A 22895-nucleotide genomic window follows, 5' to 3' on the forward strand; every position below is an offset into this window, starting at 1 on the left:
CTCACGCCTGGCCGAAGCGCGCCAGCACCGTCTCGACAAACCGCCGCAACTTGGCAGTGCGCTGCCGGTTGGCGGTGTAAACCAAGTGCATGGGGCGGCTGGGCGCCTCAAATGCCGGCAGTACCCGCACCAACTCGCCCCGGGCCAAGGCCGGGTGCAGGAAGTCTTCGGCGCCCAGCACGATGCCGAAGCCATCGAGTGCCGCCGACATCAACGCCCGGCTTTCGTTGATTTGAAGGCGGCTGGCGACCTGCACCGTGTAGGGCGTTGCGCCTTGGTAGAAGACCCATTCACGGTCCGCCGGGCGTGACCAAAAGGCGTAGCCCAGGCATTCATGTTGCGCCAGGTCTGCCGGGCACTGTGGCGTCCCTCGCACCGCCAGATACGCCGGCGCCGCGCACACCACCAAGCGATAAGGTGCCAAGGGCCGGGCCGTTAAACCGGTGGTGGCCAAAGGGCCGATACGGAACGCCGCCTCATAGCCTTCCTCCACCAAGTCAACGAAACGATCCGTGAGGTGCAGGTCAATTTCTACGTCCGGGTTGTCACGCAAAAACGCGGTAATCAGCGGCATCAGGCTGTAGGAACCGAAGGTGACCGGGGCGGTGACTCTCAGCTTGCCGCGCGGCGTGTCATTCATGATCTGGGCGAGCGAATCGGCAGCCTCAGCCTCCGTCAGGATATGTTTGCAACGTTCGTAGTACGCGTGCCCCAGCTCGGTCAGGCTTTGCCGACGCGTGGTGCGGTTAAGCAAGCGCGCGCCGAGGCGTTGCTCCAGGGCGGCAACATGCTTGGCAACCATTTGCGCGGACATGTTCAAGCGCTCGGCGGCGCGGGCGTAGGAGCCCAACTCGGCGGCCATCACAAAGGCATGCATGCTTGAAAGACGGTCCATCATTCCCTACTCCCAGTAACAACACCCACGCCAAAACGCTCATTTATCGCCAGCTAGTTGCCAATCATCATAACTGCTCGATGACTTACAAGGAGCAAGACCATGAAGATCGGCGTGATTGGAGCAGGTTTCATCGGGCGAGCCGTGGCACAGCTGGCGCTGGCCGCCGGGCATGAGGTGATGTTAAGCAACTCCCGTGGCCCGCAGACCATGAGCAGCGTGCTCAGTGGCCTACTCGGCGTTGAGGTGGGCAGTGCCGAGGATGCCGCCCGGTTTGGCGACGTCGTGCTGGTGGCCATTCCGTTTGAACACTACCGCAGCGTGCCCGCGCAATGGCTGGAAGGCAAAACGGTGCTGGACGCCAACAATTACTACCCCAACCGCGACGGGCATATCGCCGTGCTGGACCGTTTTGAAACCACCACCAGCCGGCTGCTGGCCGAGCATCTACCGCATTCCAACGTGGTCAAGGTGTTCAATGCGATTTTTGCCCTCGACCTGACGCAAGACGCCCGCCCCCACGGCGCGCCCGCCCGCCGTGCACTGCCGGTGGCCGCCGATGACGCCGCAGCGAAGGCGCAAGTAATCAAGCTGCTCGACGAGCTCGGTTTCGACGCCGTAGACGCAGGAGGGCTGGATGAAAGCTGGCGTTTTGAGCGGGCAAAACCTGCGTACTGCGTGCCGCTGGACCAAGCGGGTTTAACTGCGGCGCTGGCAGCTGCCGAACGCACGGTGGAACTGCCGCCGGTCGAACGCGTGCGCGCCTGAACACGCGCGCACAAAAAAGCCCGCTGACCGTGACCGGTTCAGCGGGCTTCTTACAGCGGTTTGACCTTTGGCTTACAGCGCCAGGTCAGACGCCGGCTTGCTCGGCTCAGCCGCAGGCTTGGCAGCCTCGGTGGCTTCGGTCGCCTTTGGCGCGTTCAACTGCGGAATCGCAGGCGGTGGGGTCAGTTGCAGGATGCCGGCAGTGTAAGCCCACTCCTTCGCAACAGCCTCAGGGCTGTCATTCAGCTTGGTGCCGTAGCTCGGCACGATCTGGTGCAGTTTGGCCTGCCACTCAGGGGTCGCGACCTTGTCCTTGAACACTTTTTGCAGCACGGTCAGCATGATCGGAGCCGCGGTCGACGCGCCTGGCGATGCACCCAACAGGCCTGCGATGGTGTTGTCGGCGGAGCTGACCACTTCGGTACCGAGTTTCAGGACGCCGCCCTGCTCTTCGTCACGCTTGATGATCTGCACGCGCTGACCGGCTTGCCACAGGCGCCAGTCTTCTTTCTTGGCGTTCGGGAAGTACTCTTTCAGGGCGTTGTAGCGGTCGTCATCCGACAGCATCAGTTGGCCGGCAAGGTACTCGACCAGTGGGTATTCACGAATACCGACTTTGGTCATTGGCCAGATGTTGTGGGTGGTGGTGCTGGTCAGCAGGTCCAGGTACGAGCCTTCTTTCAGGAACTTGGTCGAGAAGGTTGCGAATGGGCCAAACAGAATCACACGCTTGCCATCCAGCACGCGGGTGTCCAGGTGCGGAACCGACATCGGTGGCGCGCCAACCGAAGCCTTACCGTAGGCCTTGGCCAGGTGCTGCTCGGCAATCGTTGGGTTATCGGTCACCAGGAACGAACCGCCCACCGGGAAGCCCGCGTATTCCTTGGCTTCAGGAATGCCCGACTTCTGCAGCAGGTGCAGGGCACCGCCGCCGGCGCCGATGAACACGAACTTGGCGTCGGTTTCAGTCTTGGTGCCGTCTTTCAGGTTTTTGTAGCTCACACGCCACGAACCGTCGGCGTTTTTGGTGATGTCCTGCACTTCGCTCGACAGTTTCAGGTCGAACTTAGGGGTGGTTTGCAGGTGGGCAACGAACTGGCGGGTGATCTCGCCGAAGTTCACGTCGGTGCCGATCGGGGTCCAGGTGGCCGCGATTTTCTGGTTCGGGTCACGCCCTTCCATCATCAGCGGAACCCACTTGGCGATTTGCGCCGGGTCTTCGGAGTACTGCATGCCAGCGAACAGCGGGCTCGCTTGCAGGGCTTCGTAGCGTTTTTTCAGGAACTTGATGTTGTCATCGCCCCACACGAAGCTCATGTGCGGTGTGGAGTTGATGAACGAACGTGGGTTCTTCAACACGCCCTGCTGGACCTGCCAGGACCAGAACTGACGGGAGATCTGGAACGCTTCGTTGATCTCGACCGCTTTCGGGATCTCAACGGTGCCGTCCTTGTTTTCCGGGGTGTAGTTCAGCTCAGCCAGGGCCGAGTGACCGGTACCGGCGTTGTTCCAGCCGTTGGAGCTTTCTTCGGCCACGCCATCCAGGCGCTCGACCATCTCCATCGACCAGTCCGGCTGCAGCTCGTTGAGCCATACACCCAGGGTCGCACTCATGATGCCGCCGCCGATCAGCAGCACATCGACTTTCTTTGCCTCTTCCGCGTGAACGGAGGTGATCCCCATCGACAAAGCCAGCCCCAGCAGGGCAGTGTTTACTTTTTTAAACATCAGTAGCACCTATGATAAAACGCCATCCGCCCTACCGCCCCTGAGCATGGGCAACCCTTTATCACGCCGCGCCAGGCAGCGCGCCGCGGGGTTTGCACATTCACGAGAGAGCCGCAGGGTGGGCACACAAGGCCGACGTATCGACCTCACTGTTTATGTCCCTTCTGCGCTGACTTTTTATCATTATTGGCTTCAGCTACCTGGGCGACAGCCAATCGCCGGGACGTATACGGGTGTACGTGCCGGGAAAGACCAGACCAAGACGGCGCGCAGAATATCACGCCAAAGCGCGTTTATGCGCCGTTTGGCCAATTGACAGCTCTAAATCGCGGCTTTTAACGCGCCGCTGTCAAGCCAGGCAGGCGCGACGTGGCGTCACAGGTGGCTAGATGAAACTGAACTCTGCTGCAAACGGCTGTTCTAGACACCTTCGCCGCTGCTTGCGTAGCATCGGCGGCTGTCCTTCGTGCAATCCTTCCAAACAGAGTTACCCATGACTATCCAGCAAACACCCGGGCACGTACTGCCCGCGCGCAGCGCCGCCAAAATGGAAGCTGCCATGGCCGTGGGCGCCTTCGCGATCGGCACCGGCGAATTCGCCATCATGGGGTTGATGCCCGACATCGCCCACAATTTGAATTTGAGCGAACCCCAAGTCGGCCACGCCATCAGCGCCTACGCCCTTGGCGTCATGGTCGGCGCGCCACTGCTGGCCATCCTCGGCGCCAAATTGCTGCGCAAACACATGCTCTTATTGCTGATGGGCCTGTACGCGCTGGGCAACCTCGCCACCGCCTTCACCCCGACCTTCGGCTCGCTGGTGGCCTTCCGCTTTATCAGCGGCCTGCCCCACGGCGCCTACTTCGGCATCGCCGCTGTCGTCGCCTCGAGCATGGTGCCCAACGACAAACGCGCCGGCGCCGTGGCCCGCGTGATGATGGGCCTCACCCTGGCCATGCTGCTCGGCAACCCCATCGCCACCTTCCTGGGCCAACACCTGGGCTGGCGCTCGGCGTTCGCCCTGGTCAGCGCCATCGCCCTGTGCACCATCGCGCTGGTCTGGCAATTCGTGCCGGACCGCCGCGACGAACCACGCAGCGACCCGCGCAAAGAACTGCGCGCCTTCACCAAACCCCAGGTGTGGATGGCCCTGTCCATCGGCGCGATTGGCTTTGCCGGCATGTTCTGCGTGTTCAGCTACCTCGCCCCGACTATGCTCGAAGTGACCAAAGTTTCGCCCCAATGGATCCCCTTCGGCCTCGCCGCGTTTGGCGTGGGCGGCATCATCGGCAACATCGCCGGCGGCAAGCTGTTCGACCGTCTGCAATTTCGCGCCGTGGGCTGGATTATGGTGTGGTCGATGGCCGTGCTGATCTTCTTCACCTTCGCCGCCAGTGCGCTGTGGAGCGTACTGCTGGGCATCGGTTTGGTCGGCACCATGATTGCCATGGCCGCGCCGCTGCAGATTCGCTTGATGGACATTGCCCACGAAGCGCCGAGCTTGGCAGCGGCGTCTAACCACGCAGCGTTCAACCTGGCGAACGCGCTGGGGCCGTGGTTTGGCGGGATGGCAATTACGGCGGGTTATGGCTGGACCAGTACCGGCTACATCGGCGCCGCCACCGCACTCGTCGGCCTGGGCATCTACCTCATCGCCCGCCGCATGAAAGGCGGCCACTGACACGTCCCAGACCAACACACCCCTAAGGTGGGCATTCTAAAGGTGGGAGGGGGCTTGCCCCCGATAGCGGTGGGCCAGTCAACACACCTCTGACTGCCCCACCACCCCCTCAATCATCATGCAACAACCCCGCCCCATACTCCCCATAACTACTCCCCAGCCCACTGCCGCCAAAATTCATCTTGGCCGCCTTGCTCGGGCTATGGTCCCCAAACGCCTGGCATCCGCCAGAGAAACAAGGGTCACCACTCCCGCCCGACGACCCCGTCGAACAAGCGCCCAACAGCAACGTGCCAGCAATTAGCGCGACTTTAACCAGGTTCGAGATCATGTTTTCAGTTCCCTGTGGGCTGGAGGTGCAAGGGGCGTCTCTTAAGTGGGAGCGTAGTCCTCAACGGTGCGGGGAATTATGAAACTTTGCTGGGTGACAGCATGGGTTCAGGTTGCCGCCTTGGGGTGAGGCGGCGGGGTTGGGGGTCAGGCAATGGCGGCAAGCGCGACTTGGTCTTGGGCTCGGGCGACGAGTAGAGCGCTTAGGTCGATGAGTTGTTGGATGCCGAGGAGGATGGCGCGGTGCGGGTCTTCGAGGTCGAAGGCCAGGGTGGCGGCCATTTGGTTGGCGGAGTCGAGGTTTTCGGAGGCGTTGGCTAGGAGGGTTTCGGTGTCGATGTTGGGGCTGACGTGGAATAGGTTGGTGGTTGGATGGTCAGCGGCGGCAGTGTCGTCGGATGGCGGCAGGTAATGATGGATAGCACGCTGAGCGGCAGCATGAAGCTTGGCGTCAGTGGGTTCAGCGTTTGGGGCATGTGGCGGATTGGGTGTGACCTTGTACATGGCGAAGCTCCTTTAGAATTCCAGGAACTACCAAACTCACTTCCACATGAGGGTGGCAGCTGTACGCAGGTGTGGAAGACCAGGGCTAAAGGACCCGGCGCACCGAAGTGCCCCGCGCACAGCCGCCATAAGCAATCATACAGACGTAAAAAAACGTCGGTAGGTGTTTATGGGCGATTGAACGCCTTCAGCTTGGTCGGACTTCCACATCCGGCCGCTGGATTGTCAGCGGCTGGGGGAGGTTAGCTAGGGGAGGTCTGAGGGGCAAGCTGAGAAAAGTGTGGGAAACTTCCTAGAAAAACGAGGCCTGACCTAAAATTTTCCAGACTTTATTTATTGATATCACATTGATATCATTAGAGCCATGTACTCTCAATGGATTTGATGTATGTCTATCGACATGGAACCCAAAATAAAAAATAGCCCCCTACTAACCCCTATGGACATTGAAGCTGATAAGAACATAGAGAAATGGCTTGTACATGCAAATAGATTTCTAAACAGATCAAAGCACAAAATAGGCACAGCAATAAGCAATAAGGTTTTGCAAATAAGCAAGTACAACCTTATTCCAACTATACTAAGCTCAATAATATTCAGTTATTTAGCACTGAATGACGACATAAAAGCATCTGTGCGTCGACTGACCCCGGCGCCGGTAAGAGCAATAATAATCGAAAGTTTTAGCGTAAATAGCATTACGCTCACCCTAGCCGTATCTGCAATAGTCATGGCGACATGGGTTCTTTGCTCTAACAGCATAAGCGACATAATTTTAAAGCGTCAAAACAAAAGACTAGCACATGAAATAGAAATTCTTAGACGTCAACACGACAGCAAAATAATTGACTGCACCGATTTGTTCAGTAAATTCATCTACTCAACCTATAGAAAATTAAAATATGGCGTCACAGAACGAATCAGTTTATACGTATTAGAACTTGACCATTTCCGATGCGTTGGTAGACACTCTGATAACGAGAAGCACACGGAGTTCCCCAAGAAAATGTACGCTAAGGAATCAGGCTTAATTGGACATGCTTGGACGCTAGGAAATGCCACTGTAACCGCCCTTCCGGATCCACTCCTCGATCTAGAAAGTTGGGTCGCGGCAAACGCCCACACCGGAAAAATTTCAGACGCTACGCTTCGCGCTATAGGCATGAAAAGCCGCTCACTACATTGCGTTCGAATAAAGAACAGCAAAAGCACCTCTGTGGCTATCATAGTTTTTGAATCTACCAATAGCGACTTACCAAATATAAAAACAATTGATGCAGATTTCGGAAAAAATGAGTCAAGGACAATCGCCAATCTTTTAGACGCGCTTAGGCCTCACATGGTTAGTCTCGAGATCGCCAAGAAGGCAGGATTCTAATATGAAAAACTCCCTAATTGAAATAATCAACTACATAATAGAAAAATACGAGCCCTCTAAAAAAATTTCACTTTCCAGGTTAATTAAAACAATCTACCTAGCCGACTGGAAAGAGTCAATCACGAACAAAAAACAAATAACCAATATAGAGTGGTTCTTTAACCTTAACGGCCCCTACAACCCATTAATATTGAAAGAGTCAGAAAAAGAAAAAAGCATCAAAATAACCACCACACTTACTGAGAGCGGAAAAAAACAAACAACTTTAGAGAAAACTGAAGAAAAGAAAAACCATCTTGATGCTGAAACCATCAAAATACTCGACTTCGTCATAGAAGCCACAAAAAACAAAAAACATATTGAATTAATAAAGTTGGTAGCTTCTACGTACCCCGTAATTTCAAGCGAAAAATTTCACACACTTAACCTTATAAAGAAGGCAGAAGAGTACAAAGAGTATTTGGACAATACGGAAGCCCCCTAGTAAACGACAACTGTGCCGCTAGGAATATCGGGGTAAGACAACGATACTCCGGCGGTAACGTCGGAGAGACAACGCGAACGAATCACCTTCAGGTACAGCTTACGACGACCTGCCGATCCCAGCTGATGCTCTACGGTGTAACATGCCAAACAACCACCCACCATCGAGGGCGCCATGACTGGAATCTCCCTAAACCTACCGGAAGATCTGTCGAACTCTCTCGCCGACCTGGCCAAAACTAACGACCAGACTGCTAGCTACCTGCCTATGGACGTTCTTCGCGACTACATCGAGCACGAAAAAACGCTAAACGCCCAGATCGAACTGGCAGTAAAAGAAGCCGACCAAGGCAACTTCGCCACCGATGACCAGGTGGCGGCGATGCGTGCTAGGCGCTGGAGCAGTAATGCGGGTTGAGTGGCTTGAAAAAGCGCTCAACCCTAAGCATATTCCATACACTACAACCTCCCCGTTCGAAGTGGTAAACGGCACGGAACACACCTCCCCCATACTTAAGATCCATGCCTGAGTCAGTCGAAGCAGGTGACAGTAACGCTATTTATATAGAAGCACTAGGCTAGGGGCTCCCCTTCCCCGCACCGCCTTACTAAAATAACCCCTTTCCCCGCGCGACCTGAGATGGCCCTTCCGGATACGCTGCTATGCTTCCAACTTTTCCGAACGGAATCGAAGCCATGGCCAGCGAATACTCCCTCTCAATCGTCCTTGAAAAAATCTACGAAAATCAGTTGACCTTAGAGGTAGATATCATGAAACAGACGCTCCAGGTTGAACGACAAGACTTCGACGATGCCCGCATTGCCCTGGGTCCAATTGGCGAATACCGGTTTTATGAAGCAGGCCTTGAAGCGCCTGAGATCGATAGAAAGTATTAATGGTAGCATTAACTTCTGCTGCGGCTTCGCTCTCTCACAGGAGCTTAAGGCTAGCCGTGAGTATGGAGCGCCTAAACCGAAAGGCAATTTACTGACCTCGAGCAAACCTACTAACCTTATTAATCTTATTGAACTATCTTATGACGTCCAAACCCGCGACAACATTAAAACTTGAAAGCTCACTATCAACCACCCCTGCGAGCGACAATAATGCTTATAAATAAAATTTGGTCGAGTGACATCAAAGGATATGACACGGACACAGATAATGAAAAATACCTGAGACTTCAGAAGCTAAACCTTCTTATCGGACCAAATAACAGCGGAAAAAGCAGGCTTCTTCGAACATTATTCTCAACTCAAGATAAAAATCTAAGTTTCGGTCTTGGTAGCGACTTTCAAGATGCTTGCGTTGAGCTTGGTGATATTTTCAAAATAATTTCAAAAGGAAAACAAATTGTTGACTTGAACTGTTCAAAGCTCATGGAGATTTACGCTGGAGAATGTAAAAAAAGCGAAGATATAAAGTCCATCATTGAGAGCCTTTCAAGCTTAATCAACCAAGCCGCCAAAACCAACTTATTTTTTAGCGGCGGATTAGATTTAAGCGCTTTTTATGAGATTCAACGTATAGTTCAAATGCAATTTCCTGTCAATAAACTTAACAACATCACTAAAATGAGTAATAGGGCCACAGAAACAAAAAGATACTACATCCCTATACTCCGAGGAATGAGGCCACTGGGAGATAGTTCAGATCTTTACTTAGAACGCACATACAAGGATTATTTCTCCACACATAAAAAAGAATCACTAAAAATAGTAACTGGGTATGATTTATATAATTTGTTAGCGCGTTTTTTATTGGGACAGCCTGAAGAGCGCGAACTTATTAGAGAATACGAGCGAATATTAGGAAACGAGTTTTTTGGCGGAAGAGAAATAACATTAATCCCTCAATACAACAAAGACACAGTTGCAGTTAAAATTGGAACTGACGATCAATTCTCTATATACGATCTAGGTGATGGCCTGCAGCAGGTAATTATAATTACCTCTGCGGCATACCTAGAACAAGACCCCTCTGTATTTTTTATTGAAGAGCCAGAGGCATGTCTACATCCTGGTCTTTTGAGAAAGCTGGCGCTTTTTTTGCTAAATCATACTGGCCATCAATATTTGGCTACGACCCACTCGAACCATTTGCTTGACCTAGCTGAAAATATTAAAGATGTGGTTGTACACAAGGTTTCTAAAGGTGAGGGTGAGGATGGTCCCGCCTTTCAGATTCAAGAGTGTACGAGAGATAGAGATCTGTTAGCTGAACTTGGTGTATTAGCCTCGTCGGTTTATTTGGCGAACTCTACTATTTGGGTTGAGGGAATAACTGATAGGCTTTATCTGAAAGTGTTTATGAAGAAGTATTTGGAAGATTTAACCGATTCAGTTTTCAAGGTAAGACTTGAGGGATTATTAGAAAATTTTCATTACGCGTTCGTCGAGTACCAAGGTGGAACACTTGGCCACTGGGGCTTTGATGATAGTGAAACCACCGACCGGTTAAACGCTTCAAAACTTTGCGCGGCAGCATTTCTCATTGCTGACGGAGATATTTTAGGCAAAGGCGATCGAACCGAAATATTGAACAATGAACTGAAAGAGCGATTTCACTTATTGCCGAGCAAAGAGATAGAGAATTTACTACCGCTAAATATTATAGAGGAAGCTTCCAGAACAATATTCAAGCGTAAAAAGAGTAAAACCACGGCAGGACTTGAAGTTGATGATATAAGTAAAATTTTGCGCAGCTCCATATCAGCATCCAAGCATGGCATAGGTTATCACTTAGATAAATGCCTTGGTTTAAAAGGTAGCGGAAAATCCACTCGTCGTGTTTTTGCTGACGAAAGCGGAACTATAAATGACAAAGTTAAATTTTGCCGAGAAGCTATTGAAGTGATGAATTCAATAGACTGGGTATTACCTGAGTCAGTTAAAGTGTTATGCACAAAAATTTACGCTCACATTATGAAATTCAATCATTAAGGTATATTGTTTATCGAATCGTGCTGGTTTGCCAAACGTACTAGATTGGTTGTTTTTGATGTGATCAGCCAGTCGAACGAATTCATTGGCCGGAAAGTGGACCGAGCCAATCTATCGCTTTGGTATATTCCGATCGTCCAAACTAACCAGCCTGCGTGACAACCTTTGAAATGCGCTAATCGGCCTAAAAGCCTGCCTCAGCGCGAGGGCAGGCAGGTTGATGTCCCTCCTGAAAAACGTCCAACGCTTCCTTGGAGCGAGTTAGTAAGAAATCAAAGCTGGATAAAACGTTTGTTTTCAACTAGCTGACCCTTTCAAACCGGAGGCATTCAGCAAGGATATCGAAGGATACCGGAGTCAGACAACGATACCCGGAGCAAAACGATTCACTCCCAGGCACATCTCGCGACCACCTGCCGATTCAACTCAGGGATTCCTCAGTGCCTGACACGGATTCTTCCGTAGTATTGTGAGGCGGAGTAGGGAGACGAGGTAGTCGCCAAGCGGCGTTTGCCGCCTATCGAGGGAATGATGGGGTTGGACATACGCGGAAGCTCAGAAATCCAGCGTAGCTATCCGATTTACAATTGCTAATAACAAAACTTCTGACTGGACGATAAAAACTTATCCCCATAGAATCACTCCTCAAGCGAACTGGTCAGTGACGAGAGTCGAGCGATTACGATTCAAAAAAAGCAACTGATACATCGAAAGGGTTTAGTGTAAATTATAATACCTACGTAATAGTCGAAAGCACACATACTTAACATTGTATTTTATTGATACGGACAATCACATGGCAATAATGCATCCCCCTCACGGACCAAAATACAATGACAGCCACGTGGCAGAACCGATTATTTACCGGCTACTTAAAGAACAGTTAGATAATGACTTCCAAATTATCCATAGCATTCCATGGTTATCTTCATTCATACATGAGTTACACAACAACAAAAGCCCCGTTGGAGAAATTGACTTTCTCATATTGCACCCTGACCTCGGAGTTCTTGCGCTTGAGGTAAAAGGTGGAATACTCGGACATAACTCATCGGGTTTTTACTACAGCAATACAAGCATCGATCCGGTAGCGCAGTTAAACCGTGGTATATTTGCCATTCAAGAATGGTTAAGAAACAACGGCGTACGAATTCAAATAGGACGTGCTTACTTTTTCCCTGGTTCAGAAATGAACACTTTAGAGCTACCTCCTAGTGTGGTGGACAACTACCATCCATCCCCCATCAAGTTAATACTAGACATTAATGACTTAGACCGAGTTAACGAAAAAATATGCTCAATTATGAGCTACTTTAAAAAAAACCTACAATCTACTCCTATCAACAAGTCAACCATTGAAACCATCATTGGAATGTTAATTCCAACTGCAAGCTACGCTCCTTGCTGGCACTCAAGAATAAACAGTGACAATAAACTGTGGCTTCGACTGACGCCCGAACAGCAAGAGTGTATAGAGTGGGCGCTGAAAAATGATAGATTTATAATTAGTGGTTGGCCAGGCACGGGAAAAACAGTTATAGCAGTAGAAACCGCTCGCAGACTTTCTACTGCAGGAAAGTCCGTACTATGCATTACGTTTAACTCACTTCTGGCTCAAAAACTGTCAAAAGAGTTAGTACAGCATACCAACACTCAAGCAACAACAATATACTCACTTTGTTCAAAAGCCTCTTCATACAATGGCGAAAAAGCAGACTTCACATCAGAGTGGTTTGAAAAACAAGCAGCAACAAGCCTAAAAAAAGCTTGTAAACAGGGCTTTATAAGTGAGTATTCAACTCTTATTATTGACGAAGGCCAAGTAATCCGCAAAGAGTTTTGGGAAATATTTATTGAACATTTTTCTACTAAAAAGATCATTGTAATGTGTGATGCGGCTCAAGCGTTTCCGTATGAGAAGCCCGTGAGCCTAATTGAGATAGAAAGTTATCTTCAGCAACAAGCATTTTTTCTTACCGAAAGCCTTCGGATGCCAAAGCGCGTCTGTGAGCGCTTAAAAACCTTCCAACAACCAACTCACTCCATCACAAACTCAAGACAAAGCGACGAAGACACTCTTACAGAGATAATCACTGGCAACCAAAAAAACACATTACGTCAAATAATTGATCAAATCCTATCTCAGGGGTTATTACCTCAACACGTGATTGTGCTGACACCGTCTAACATGGCTGTTCACCAAAGCATAGTGCCTCAGGGTGTGAAAGTAGAATCTATAGGACGTTTTAGAGGATTGGAGAGTCCTGTCGTCGTCATATTAGCAGCTACTGACATGTCAAACACGGAATTCTTTTGTGCTTACTCACGTGCCACATCACGTTGCATCGTGATTCTAGATGCACACGATGTAAAAAAAGGCAAATATGAAAACCTAGGAAAAATACTTTACTTAGAAAAAAAAGACCAAATCGAATCAGAAGCCTCTAAATCGCTAATACAGACATTAATTGAGAGCCAACCCGCTTCTGAAGTCACACCACAAAATGATATTTTCTTCATGGCCTGGTCAGAAATCTGGCACGCTTATATATTGCCCGTTCAAACATGCGAACCCACGAGGTTATTGCTAGAAGCCTTTTTCATCCATTCAAATACGCCAAACATCTACACATGGGCACCAGATTCAAGAAACACAATTATCCTGATAGGTGCAGAAAAAAACACTCACCCACAACACCTAGAGTTAAAACACTGTGACACATGTTCAGAATTAACACCCCATACAATTGGAGTTTTAACTTCCAGCACATGCAACGCCTGCATGAACGTTGATAATGAACGAAATTCAGATTTCGAACACCAAATAATTGAAACAATAAACATATTTATCATGAGAGAAAAATATCCAGCAGAGGTTATTAAGTCCCTGCCTTCCCAAATATATGCGATTGGCGCTCTTCACAAAAGTAGGTATGAGACAACTCAAAACGAACTAGTAACGGCTTTTACTCAATTAAGTCTTGAAGGCAGAGTGGCTATGGCACTGGTAATCAGAGAACTCACCATCGGCTATAGGAATAATCGCATAGAATTCAAAGTTGGTGAAGTTTCAAAAAAAACGTACGAATGGAATAAAGAGCTAGAAGTTTTTTCGCGCCCTCAATGGCAAGGTTTTATCAACGACGCATTTGTAAAATTAGAGAACAATGGAATCGTCAATAAAGGGGCGAAGGGAATCAGAACTATACGAAGTGAAAATTTTAAAACAAGATAAATTTAGTATAATTTGCATCATCTATTATGAATGGCGCACACATGAAAAAGGGAACGAGTTTATTTATATCATTGCCTAAACAGAGCTAATCACCAAGCAGTAAAAAGCCGCCTATCGACAGCTAATTGGCTTAAGAGTGATCTTCGGCGACTAAGTCTTCAACTCATCTGGTGTGTGCGTCTTGAACCAATCGGCCAAAGCGGCGTTCATTCGCGTTTGCCAGCCCGCCCCAGAGGCCCGGAATCACTCAAGCACATCAACAAGAAAGGGGACAGATTTACTTAGCGTTCCTAAGGTGGCCTATCGAACCAACCCAGCGACCAGCGATTTAAGATCCCGATTAAATACAATCATTGAGGCTGCTATGGCTGGGTACCACTGAAGCTGGCGGAAGATTCAACGCCCTTTACGGTTTAGCCGCCAACCTCACCCGATCCCAGCCCCAATCCTGATAAACTTCCCGCCTCTGCCTCACCCATTCAGATTCCCCAATGTCCTTAATCACAGCTGCCCCTCAATCCCTCTCCCGCCGCTTCTCCGTCGCCCCCATGATGGATTGGACCGATCGCCACTGCCGGTACTTCCTGCGCCTGCTCTCCAAGCACGCCCTGCTCTACACCGAGATGGTCACCACCGGCGCGATCCTGCACGGCGACCACGACCGCTTTCTGCGCCACAACGAAGCCGAGCATCCACTCGCGCTGCAGCTGGGCGGCAGTGTCCCCGCTGACCTGGCTGCCTGCGCGCGTATGGCTGAGGCTGCCGGTTACGACGAAGTGAACTTGAACGTCGGCTGCCCGAGTGATCGGGTGCAGAACAATATGATCGGCGCGATCCTGATGGCGCACCCGGCTTTGGTGGCGGATTGCGTGAAGGCGATGCGGGATGCGGTGTCGATTCCGGTGACGGTGAAGCATCGGATCGGAATCAATGGGCGCGACAGTTATGCCGAGTTGTGTGATTTCGTTGGGACGGTGAGGGATGCCGGGTGCACCAGTTTTACGGTGCATGCGCGGATTGCGATTCTGGAGGGGTTGTCGCCGAAGGAGAATCGCGATATTCCGCCGTTGCGCTATGACGTGGCGGCGCAGTTGAAGCAGGATTTTCCGGAGTTGGAGATTAATCTCAACGGCGGGATTAAGACGCTGGAGCAGTGCCAGGAACATTTGCAGGTGTTTGATGGGGTGATGTTGGGGCGGGAGGCCTATCACAATCCGTATTTGTTGGCGGAGGTGGATCAGCGGTTGTTTGGCAGTGAGGCGCCGGTGATTAGTCGGGCGGAAGCGTTGGCGCAGTTGCGGCCTTATATTGCGGAGCATTTGGCCAGTGGTGGGGTGATGCATCACATCACTCGGCATGTGTTGGGGTTGGGGACGGGTTTCCCTGGGGCGCGTAAGTTTCGGCAGTTGTTGTCGGTGGATATTCATAAGGCGAGTGATCCGCTGGCGTTGTTGGATCAGGCTGGGGAGTTGTTGGAGGGGCGGTGATTTAGCGGGATGGGTGTTAGTGGGTTTATTTGGTGGCTGGCACTCCGCTTTCGCGAGCAAGCCCGCTCCCACAGTTTTGGGTGATGGGTGTCAGGGGGATGTTTGGTGACTGGGCTGTTGTGGCGAGCAGGCTTGCCCTGCGTTGGGGTGCGAAGCGGCCCTAAACCTATGAATGTGTTTTAACTGAAAAGTCGCATCAGCCTTACTGGGGCCGCTGCGCGCCCCAACGCAGGGCAAGCCTGCTCGCCACAGGGAGCCTGCTCTCCACACCAAGCTTGTTCTCCACAGGGAGGCGGCTTCCACAGGGCCGCGTTGTCCGTAGGGCAGTTGGGTTGAACCTGTCGGCGGTTTTGGTCTCCTAGTTAGCAGTACGGCCGGTGATTCAAACGGCTGTTTTCAGGTTGTTGCCCTCGCAAACGATCGAACGCATTTGCGCCCTTGAGCGCCTGCCGGCGCTCGGGTAATGTCATCAGACCCACAGGACAGAGCACGCCCATGACTTCCAAGCTGGAACAACTCAAGCAATTCACCACCGTTGTAGCCGATACCGGCGACTTTTCCACCCTCGCCAAGCTCAAGCCGCAAGACGCCACTACCAACCCTTCCCTGCTGCTCAAGGCCGCGTCGATCGCCGGCTATGCCAAGCTGCTGGATGAGTGCGTGAAGGACTGCAACGGCGACGTGGGCCTGGCCAGCGACCGTTTTGCGGTGGCGGTAGGTCAAGAGATTCTGAAAGTCGTGCCGGGCCGTATTTCCACTGAGGTGGATGCGCGTCTGTCGTTCGATGAAGCCGCCATTCTCAAGCGTGCGCACCGTCTGATCGACCTGTACGACAAGGCCGGCGTCAGCCGTGACCGTGTGCTGATCAAGATCGCCTCCACCTGGGAAGGCATCCGCGCGGCGGAGAAGCTGGAAAAAGAAGGCATTCAAACCAACCTGACGCTGCTGTTCTCGTTTGCCCAGGCCGTGGCCTGTGCCGAGGCTGGGGTGTTCCTGATTTCGCCGTTCGTGGGCCGTATCTACGATTGGTACAAGAAGGCCAACGGCAACGACTATACCGGTTCCGATGATCCGGGCGTGCAGTCGGTGACGCGCATCTACAACTACTACAAGGCCAATGGCTACAAGACCGTGGTGATGGGTGCGAGCTTCCGTAACCTGAGCCAGATTGAAGAGCTGGCCGGCTGTGATCGTCTGACCATCAGCCCGGATCTGCTGGAGAAGCTGGCGGCCGATGAAGGCAAGCTGGAGCGCAAGTTGGCGCCAGGCCATGCCGGTGAAGCGCGCGTGCACCTGACTGAAGCGCAGTTCCGTTGGGAGTCCAACGAGGATGCGATGGCGACTGAGAAGCTGGCGGAGGGGATTCGTCAGTTTGCTCGGGATCAGGAGAAGCTTGAGGCGCTGTTGACTGCCAAGCTGTAAAAGCGGCGGCAGCAAAAAGGGCGGCACCCTCGCGGGTGCCGCCCTTTTTTGTGCCTTTCGCTGGTCCCAAGCCAAGCGCAGCTCAACTGTGGGAGCGGGCTTGCTCGCGAATGCGGTCGGTCAGCTAAAAATTTACTGACTGACACACCGCTTTCGCGAGCAAGCCCGCTCCCACATTTGGATTGGGTTTCAACAGGGAGCCTAGTGGCGTTCCAGGGCGTTCACGAGGTCGTGGAAGGCTTCGCGGTTGGACTCGTTCAGGCCCATCAGGATCTTGTGCGCTTCGAGCACCTTGACCCGTACCACTTCTTCGGACTGGTCTTGCGATGGCAGGTCGGTCAGGCATTCCGGGCACGGGATCGGGCGGTCAACGATGTTGAACACCTGGTCGAAGCCCATGGACTGCAGCAGCCGGGTGATGTCTTCGTGGGTGGTGACCACAGTCGGCAACAGGCCGACCTTCTGCCGAGACAGAATGGACAACTTGGCCAGCAGGCCCAGGGTGGTGCTGTCGATGCTGCGGGTTTCGGTCAGATCGATCACGATCGCCGAGAAATTCAGGGCTGTGAAAATCCGCTCAATCGTTGCATCCAGCGCCGAACACAAGGTCAGGCGCACTTCACCGACAAACTTCAGGACGAAGGTCCCGTCTTGCTCGGCGAATTGGATTCTTCCGGTACTCATCAAAGATTCCTGCTCAACACCAATAGGGCGATATCATCCGGCATCTCCCCTAGCGTGGCCAATCCAAAAACCTGCCGCAGGCCATCCAGGCTGCCGCCCGCCGACTTGACCTTTTGGGGCAAGGCGGCTTCTTTCTCTTTGAGTGTAGGCTCTGGAAGAAGGTCCAGGATGCCGTCGGACATCAGCGTCAGGCTGAAGGTCGGCGGCAGTTCCAGGATGTGGTCTTCGTAGGTGGCTTCATTGAACAAGCCCACCGGCAGACCACGGCCTTCCAGGTAACGCACACTGTCTGGAGTGTATAAAACCGGCATCGGCAGGTGACCGCCGATGCTGTAAGTCAAAAGACCGGTTTCTTCATCTATAACGCCGCCGACCATCGTCACGTGCTTGCCCAGCTTGCAGCTGATCAGGCCTCGGTTGATGTGGCCCAGCACCTCGGAGGGGGTGAACTCCGGCAAGGTGCCATTGCGCTTGGATTCGAACAACAGCCGTGTGGTCATGAACTTCAACAACACGGTGACAAAAGCTGAGGATGCACCGTGGCCGGAAACGTCGGCCAGGTAGAACGCCACACGCCGCTCATCCACACGGAAATAATCGACAAAATCACCCGACAGGTACAACGACGGGATGATCTGGTGTGCAAACTTGAACTCATCAATGGTCCAGGGGCTCACCGGCAGCATGTTCATCTGCACCTGGCGACCGGCGTTCTGGTCTTCCTGAAGCAGGTTGAGGCTGGCTTCGAGTTCGCGGTTGGCGGTTTCGAGCTTTTCGCGGTAGCGCTGGTTTTCCAGCAGCAGGCGGGCACGGTCGAGTGCGCGGCGCACCGAGTGCTCCAGCACGGCCAGGTCTTCCAGGGGCTTGATCAGGTAATCGGCGGCGCCCAGGCGCAGGGCCTCGACGGCATCGTTCATCACGCCGGCACCGGACACGACAATCACCGGCGTCTGCGGGGCGAGCTCAGTCACCTGGCGAATCAGCTCGAGGCCGCCCATCTGGGGCATGCGCAGGTCGCAGATCACAAGGTCGGGCTTGTCGCGCTCGAATACCTGGAGACCCTGTTGGCCATTGCTGGCCTGCAGGACGCTGAAGCCACTGTCTTCCAAATAGGCCGCGAGGCTCGCGCGCACTACTTCGTCGTCATCGATTATCAGCAGCGTGGCACTGGTTTTTTGCATGTGGGCAAACGGCGCCAGAATTAGGTTGGCGTAGGCGGCTCGGCAATGGCCGGGCTCACGTACTGGATTCGCTTTCTAGCCACTCTGTCCTACAAAGCATTGGGATTTTGCCCATGCACAACGGTAAAGCAGAGGTGCCCTTCTAAGGCGCAGACGGTACTCCCATCCGTCAGGGGTTTCAAGCTCATGCCGATGGTCGCCGGGCGTCTTTACACCGCAAATCACCGGGAGTTATAAGAACACCCACGACCACAACACAAAGTAAGGATGGAACCCGTGAGCGAACACGAGCGCGACTACGCCGAAAAACGCGATTTCATCCGCATGCGAGTGGATGCCGATGTATCGCTGATCCACGCTGGGCAGGAGATTGCCGGGGTCTGCGTGGACCTTTCCAGCTCCGGCATGCAGGTTGAGGCACCCCGCCAGTTTCAGGTGGGCGACCGGCTGACCGTGCGCATTGACTCAGAGCACGCCGCCCTCGCGGGCCTGGAGGCAGATACCGAAGTGGTGTGGGCCAAAAACGAGGGCGAGCGCCAGCACCTGGGCCTCAAGATCCTGAAAATGCACTAAAAGCTGCGCACAAAAAAGGCGACCACTCGGGTCGCCTTTTTCATTTCAAAACGTCACGGCTTAAAAATCGTCGACGACCTTGCCGTCTTTAACCTTGAACTCGCGGTTTTGCAGGTAAGCGTTACGGATGAACGTGTACTTGTCACCGGTGATCAGCTTCTCGCTGTCGAGCAGGCTGGCACGGGTATCGACGATGTTCAGGCCGAAGGTGCTGTTACGCCAGCCGATGTCGTTCATGTAGCGATACGGTTGGGTGTAGCTGTCGACGTACTTGGACGGCGCATCACGCAAGGTGCTTGGGCCGAGCAGCGGCAGCATCACGTAAGGACCGCTGCCGACGCCCCAGTAACCGAGGGTCTGGCCGAAGTCTTCGTCGTTGCGTTGCAGCCCCATTTTGGTGCCGACATCAATAAAGCCCAACACGCCAAAGGTGGTGTTCATCAGCAAACGGGCGGTGTCGACACCGGCCGCGTGTGGCTTGAGCTGGAAAACGTCGTTGGCAAAGTTGCCGACATCACCGATGTTGCGGAAAAAGTTATGAATGCCGGTCTGGACGAATTGCGGGGTGACAAACTGATAGCCCTGGGCCAATGGCTTGAGCGCGTAAGTGTCAACGGTGTCGTTGAAGGTGAAGATCGGACGGTTAACGGCTTCCCATGGATCGTCTTCCGACGCAGCGTTAGCGGCGAACGGGGCCAAAAGAACAGTGGCACACACAGATAGCTGAGCGAAATAGTGGCTCCAGCGCATAGCTTTTGCTCCTTGAATGGTCTGTCATGGGCGCTATGCCCTGAATAAGGCCGTCAGTATATGACGGAAGTGTCGAATAAGGCATCCAGTAGGATCGCTCTCATAGGAAATGCACAAATTTCCTACAATTACGGCCGATGTCACGCGCTTGTCATCCAGCCTCGATAGCGTCACAGCTATTTCAGGGATGTTGAAAATGCCTCACGCCGAGATTGCCGTCGCCAGCGCACCCGCCTTGACTGCCGTACTGTTTGGCCTTAGTGGCTGCCTGGTGGATTTTGGTTCCCAGGCGCGCACCGATAGCCCTTGCCCCGACTCTCACGCCACACCTGGCGCGCTGAAGATTCTGCGCAGCCTCAAAGACCAGGGCGTGCCCTGCGCCTGGCTGGATGAACTCCCTGCCGCGGTAACCACCCCTCTGGCCGCCGTGCTGCCTGATTGGCTCAAAGCAGCATCGCCCTCCTCGATTCGCTGGCCGGCGCCGCATGCGTGCTGGCAGGCCTTGATGGAATTGAACATCGAACGCCTTGAAGGCTGCGTGCTGGTCAGCGGCGAACCGCGCCTGCTGCAATCGGGCCTGAATGCCGGGTTGTGGACCATTGGCCTGGCATCCTGCGGCTCGCTGTGCGGCCTGGCGCCCGAACAATGGCAGGCGCTGACCGAGCAGCAACGCGAGCACAAGCGCGGCAAGGCCACGGTGGCACTGTATGGCTTGGGCGTGCACTCGGTGATCGATCACCTCGGCGAGCTCGGCACCTGCCTGGCGGACATCAGCCTGCGCCAGCTCAAAGGCGAGAAGCCCTGATCGAGATCATGCACGGTCGGCGCCGGTGGATTAATCTACTGGTCAGCCCGTAGACCTTTCCCGGCGTGCCGCGGTCTATGCCAGTGCCTATCGATAAAAGGAAGAACGCCATGCCTGCCCGCGAACAGCTGAAAGACCAAGTCAGAGAATTGCGCGAGCAATTGAATAGCGACCCGCTGATGTCGGCGGAGAAACGCGACGAACTCGAAGCATTGATTGCCGAACTTGAAGTTCAAGAGCCTTTGGAAGGCGCGATTCAGGACCCCAGCATTGCCGATGGCGTGAACCTGGCGGTGGAACGCTTCGAGCTGGACCACCCGGGCATTGCCGGGACCTTGCGCAATATTGTGGTGACCTTGGGCAATATCGGGATCTAACCCGAGCCCAAGCCGAACACACAACCAAAATGTGGGAGCTGGCTTGCCTGCGATGACGGTGTATCAGTCGCCAGATGTATGACTGAAAGACCGCTATCGCAGGCAAGCCCGCTCCCACATTTGTTTTGCGTGAAGGCTACTGGCGGGCCAGGCGCAGGTTCTGGAACTGCACAGCCTCAGTGCTGCGATACGGGTTGATATCCAACCCGCCGCGGCGCACATAGCGCGCATACACGGTCAGCTTCTGCGGCTTGAGCAAGCGCTGCAGGTCGAGAAAGATCCGCTCCACACATTGCTCATGGAAGTCCGAGTGCTGGCGAAAGCTGACGATATATTCCAGCAGGCTGGCGTGATCCAACGCGTGGCCACGGTACTCGACCACCACACTGCCCCAATCCGGCTGGCTGGTGACCGGGCAGTTGGATTTGAGCAGGTGGCTGTGCACGCTCTCCTCGACGATGCGCGAGTCATCGCAACGCAGCAGTTCCGGGCGCGGGTGTTCGTAGTTGCTGACGCTGATGTCGAGGTCGTCAATGCACACGCCCGGCAGGGCTTGCACGCCCTCGGCTTCAACCTCGGCCAGGCTGCGGATGCGCACGCTGACCGGCTTGCCAGCGGCAGCGCTGAGGTCGGTGCGCAGTGTCGCTTCCAGGCTTGCCGTGTCGGCAAACGCGGTCTGGTTCAGCGAATTGAGGTACAGCTTGAAAGACTTGGACTCGATGATGTTCGGCGAGTCGGCCGGGATGCTGAACTCACCGATGGCCACCACCGGCTTGCCCGACGGCAGCAGCCAGGACAGCTCGAAGCAGTTCCAGAAATCCACACCCTTGTAAGGCAGGGTGTCGGCGCTCAGGCCCAGCTCGGCCCATTTGGCGGCGCGAGGGATCGGGAACAGCAACGATGGGGTGTAAGTGGAGATGTATTCACTGGACTTGCCCAGCGGCGAATGTTCGGCTGCGGGATGCATGGCGGAAACCTGGCTAAATAAACCGCGCCAGTCTACCAGCCTTTGCTCCCGCCCTTAAGAATCGCCTCACTCAACGGTCAGCGTGCCGACCATGCCCGCCTGATAATGCCCCGGAATATTGCAGGCAAACTCCAGGCCCGTGGCCTTAGTGAAGGTCCAGGTCAGCTCAGCGGTCTTGCCCGGCTCGACCAGCACGCTGTTGGGATCGTCATGCTGCATGCCCGCCATATCGCCGTGCCCCATCGCGCTGTGGTCCATCTTGCCCATGCCAGTGGCGGTGAGCATGCCGCTGGCTTGCATCTTGAGCATTTCTTTCTGGTGTTCGGCGTGCATCGCCGCGTCGCCCAGGTTGAATTCGTGAAGCAATTGGCCTTTGTTCACCAGCACAAAGCGCACGGTCTCACCGGCTTTTACGTCCAACGCCTTGGGCGAAAAGGAAATGTCCTGCAGCACCACTTCCACCGTGCGCGTGGCTTTATCGGCGGCTGCCGGCTGGCCGAACGCAAAGGTGTGGGCCGTGTCCGCCAGCGCATCAAAACTCAATGCCAACAGGCAACCCGCCAATATCAGAGGTGTACGCAGTGCCATCTCGATTCTCCAAAAGTGTGTGAACAGCTCTGTCAGCACTCTAAGATGGCGCCGCTGCCAGCCAGCTGACTGCTAAATTACAACTTTGTCAGGTTGCGCCCCTGCCCTGGCACCCA

General features: G+C 53.7%; 22 protein-coding genes and 1 pseudogene. 13 read left to right on the forward strand and 10 right to left on the reverse strand.

Annotation, left to right across the window (positions count from 1 at the left end; genetic code table 11):
* Position 1 precedes the first annotated feature (1 nt).
* Positions 2–898, reverse strand: a complete 897-nt coding sequence (locus ACP7B3_RS14215; protein ID WP_426179269.1) for a LysR family transcriptional regulator — start codon at positions 896–898, stop codon at positions 2–4.
* 99 nt (positions 899–997) lie between these two features.
* Between ACP7B3_RS14215 and ACP7B3_RS14220 the strand changes: the two genes are divergently transcribed.
* Positions 998–1663: an NADPH-dependent F420 reductase gene (locus tag ACP7B3_RS14220; protein WP_426179271.1), complete on the forward strand. Its 666-nt coding sequence runs from the start codon at positions 998–1000 to the stop codon at positions 1661–1663.
* Between the two features lie 72 nt (positions 1664–1735).
* Here the strand turns inward: ACP7B3_RS14220 and mqo are convergent, their stop codons facing one another.
* Positions 1736–3391 (reverse strand): malate dehydrogenase (quinone), encoded by a 1656-nt coding sequence (gene mqo / locus ACP7B3_RS14225; protein WP_124416773.1) that lies wholly within the window; start codon positions 3389–3391, stop codon positions 1736–1738.
* 493 nt (positions 3392–3884) lie between these two features.
* On the opposite strand from mqo, the gene ACP7B3_RS14230 reads away from it, so the two are divergent.
* Complete coding sequence (locus ACP7B3_RS14230) at positions 3885–5072, forward strand: MFS transporter (protein WP_179606869.1); 1188 nt, start codon at positions 3885–3887, stop codon at positions 5070–5072.
* A gap of 109 nt (positions 5073–5181) precedes the next feature.
* On the opposite strand, the gene ACP7B3_RS14235 is transcribed toward ACP7B3_RS14230, so the two are convergent.
* Both ACP7B3_RS14235 and ACP7B3_RS14240 read right to left on the reverse strand, forming a co-directional pair.
* The gene (locus ACP7B3_RS14235) at positions 5182–5403 is read right to left on the reverse strand and encodes a hypothetical protein (protein WP_426179275.1); all 222 of its coding nucleotides are present in this window, start codon (positions 5401–5403) and stop codon (positions 5182–5184) included.
* Between the two features lie 146 nt (positions 5404–5549).
* Positions 5550–5906 carry a DUF6124 family protein gene (locus ACP7B3_RS14240; protein WP_426179277.1) on the reverse strand — a complete coding sequence of 119 codons (357 nt, stop codon included), beginning with the start codon at positions 5904–5906 and terminating at the stop codon, positions 5550–5552.
* A 388-nt stretch (positions 5907–6294) separates the two neighbouring features.
* On the opposite strand from ACP7B3_RS14240, the gene ACP7B3_RS14245 reads away from it, so the two are divergent.
* The 6 genes from ACP7B3_RS14245 to ACP7B3_RS14270 all read left to right on the forward strand — a co-directional run bounded on the left by ACP7B3_RS14245 (position 6295) and on the right by ACP7B3_RS14270 (position 13945).
* Positions 6295–7284: a hypothetical protein gene (locus ACP7B3_RS14245; protein ID WP_426179279.1), complete on the forward strand. Its 990-nt coding sequence runs from the start codon at positions 6295–6297 to the stop codon at positions 7282–7284.
* A gap of 1 nt (position 7285) precedes the next feature.
* Positions 7286–7768 carry a type II toxin-antitoxin system antitoxin SocA domain-containing protein gene (locus ACP7B3_RS14250; RefSeq protein WP_426179281.1) on the forward strand — a complete coding sequence of 161 codons (483 nt, stop codon included), beginning with the start codon at positions 7286–7288 and terminating at the stop codon, positions 7766–7768.
* A 174-nt stretch (positions 7769–7942) separates the two neighbouring features.
* Entirely contained in the window at positions 7943–8185 is a 243-nt protein-coding gene (locus tag ACP7B3_RS14255; RefSeq protein ID WP_426179283.1) for a CopG family ribbon-helix-helix protein, read from the forward strand.
* 278 nt (positions 8186–8463) lie between these two features.
* Positions 8464–8664: a hypothetical protein gene (locus ACP7B3_RS14260; protein WP_426179285.1), complete on the forward strand. Its 201-nt coding sequence runs from the start codon at positions 8464–8466 to the stop codon at positions 8662–8664.
* Positions 8665–8874: 210 nt separating this feature from the next.
* Positions 8875–10710 carry an AAA family ATPase gene (locus tag ACP7B3_RS14265; RefSeq protein WP_426179287.1) on the forward strand — a complete coding sequence of 612 codons (1836 nt, stop codon included), beginning with the start codon at positions 8875–8877 and terminating at the stop codon, positions 10708–10710.
* Between the two features lie 796 nt (positions 10711–11506).
* Positions 11507–13945, forward strand: coding sequence for an AAA family ATPase (locus tag ACP7B3_RS14270; protein WP_426179289.1), 2439 nt, complete (start codon positions 11507–11509; stop codon positions 13943–13945).
* Between the two features lie 150 nt (positions 13946–14095).
* Here the strand turns inward: ACP7B3_RS14270 and ACP7B3_RS14275 are convergent.
* Positions 14096–14185: pseudogene (locus tag ACP7B3_RS14275) on the reverse strand (BrnA antitoxin family protein); the annotation flags it as partial.
* 251 nt (positions 14186–14436) lie between these two features.
* Between ACP7B3_RS14275 and dusA the strand changes: the two are divergent.
* Complete coding sequence (gene dusA / locus ACP7B3_RS14280) at positions 14437–15432, forward strand: tRNA dihydrouridine(20/20a) synthase DusA (RefSeq protein ID WP_426179291.1); 996 nt, start codon at positions 14437–14439, stop codon at positions 15430–15432.
* A gap of 495 nt (positions 15433–15927) precedes the next feature.
* Complete coding sequence (gene tal / locus ACP7B3_RS14285; RefSeq protein WP_145163069.1) at positions 15928–16854, forward strand: transaldolase; 927 nt, start codon at positions 15928–15930, stop codon at positions 16852–16854.
* Positions 16855–17055: 201 nt separating this feature from the next.
* Here tal and rssC read toward each other — a convergent pair whose 3' ends face one another.
* Together rssC and rssB are read right to left on the reverse strand one after the other, a co-directional pair.
* On the reverse strand, positions 17056–17538 hold the full coding sequence (gene rssC / locus ACP7B3_RS14290) for an anti-sigma factor antagonist RssC (RefSeq protein ID WP_003172602.1): 483 nt from the start codon (positions 17536–17538) through the stop codon (positions 17056–17058).
* Entirely contained in the window at positions 17538–18719 is a 1182-nt protein-coding gene (gene rssB, locus ACP7B3_RS14295) for a two-component system response regulator RssB (protein ID WP_159954928.1), read from the reverse strand. The genes rssC and rssB overlap by 1 nt, the downstream gene beginning before the upstream one ends.
* A gap of 276 nt (positions 18720–18995) precedes the next feature.
* Between rssB and ACP7B3_RS14300 the strand changes: the two genes are divergently transcribed.
* Positions 18996–19292, forward strand: coding sequence for a PilZ domain-containing protein (locus ACP7B3_RS14300; protein ID WP_145163063.1), 297 nt, complete (start codon positions 18996–18998; stop codon positions 19290–19292).
* A gap of 60 nt (positions 19293–19352) precedes the next feature.
* Here the strand turns inward: ACP7B3_RS14300 and ACP7B3_RS14305 are convergent, their stop codons facing one another.
* The gene (locus tag ACP7B3_RS14305; protein WP_106576915.1) at positions 19353–20042 is read right to left on the reverse strand and encodes an MlaA family lipoprotein; all 690 of its coding nucleotides are present in this window, start codon (positions 20040–20042) and stop codon (positions 19353–19355) included.
* Positions 20043–20238: 196 nt separating this feature from the next.
* On the opposite strand from ACP7B3_RS14305, the gene ACP7B3_RS14310 reads away from it, so the two are divergent.
* Together ACP7B3_RS14310 and ACP7B3_RS14315 are read left to right on the forward strand one after the other, a co-directional pair.
* Positions 20239–20847: an HAD family phosphatase gene (locus tag ACP7B3_RS14310; protein ID WP_145163061.1), complete on the forward strand. Its 609-nt coding sequence runs from the start codon at positions 20239–20241 to the stop codon at positions 20845–20847.
* Positions 20848–20957: 110 nt separating this feature from the next.
* Complete coding sequence (locus ACP7B3_RS14315) at positions 20958–21224, forward strand: DUF4404 family protein (protein ID WP_106576917.1); 267 nt, start codon at positions 20958–20960, stop codon at positions 21222–21224.
* A 136-nt stretch (positions 21225–21360) separates the two neighbouring features.
* On the opposite strand, the gene queF is transcribed toward ACP7B3_RS14315, so the two are convergent.
* Together queF and ACP7B3_RS14325 are read right to left on the reverse strand one after the other, a co-directional pair.
* Positions 21361–22191 (reverse strand): NADPH-dependent 7-cyano-7-deazaguanine reductase QueF, encoded by an 831-nt coding sequence (gene queF / locus ACP7B3_RS14320; RefSeq protein ID WP_426179295.1) that lies wholly within the window; start codon positions 22189–22191, stop codon positions 21361–21363.
* Positions 22192–22257: 66 nt separating this feature from the next.
* Positions 22258–22779 (reverse strand): cupredoxin domain-containing protein, encoded by a 522-nt coding sequence (locus ACP7B3_RS14325; protein ID WP_426179297.1) that lies wholly within the window; start codon positions 22777–22779, stop codon positions 22258–22260.
* Positions 22780–22895: the final 116 nt, after the last annotated feature.

It is taken from the genome of Pseudomonas sp. TWRC1-2, from assembly GCF_049896685.1.
Classification (GTDB): domain Bacteria; phylum Pseudomonadota; class Gammaproteobacteria; order Pseudomonadales; family Pseudomonadaceae; genus Aquipseudomonas.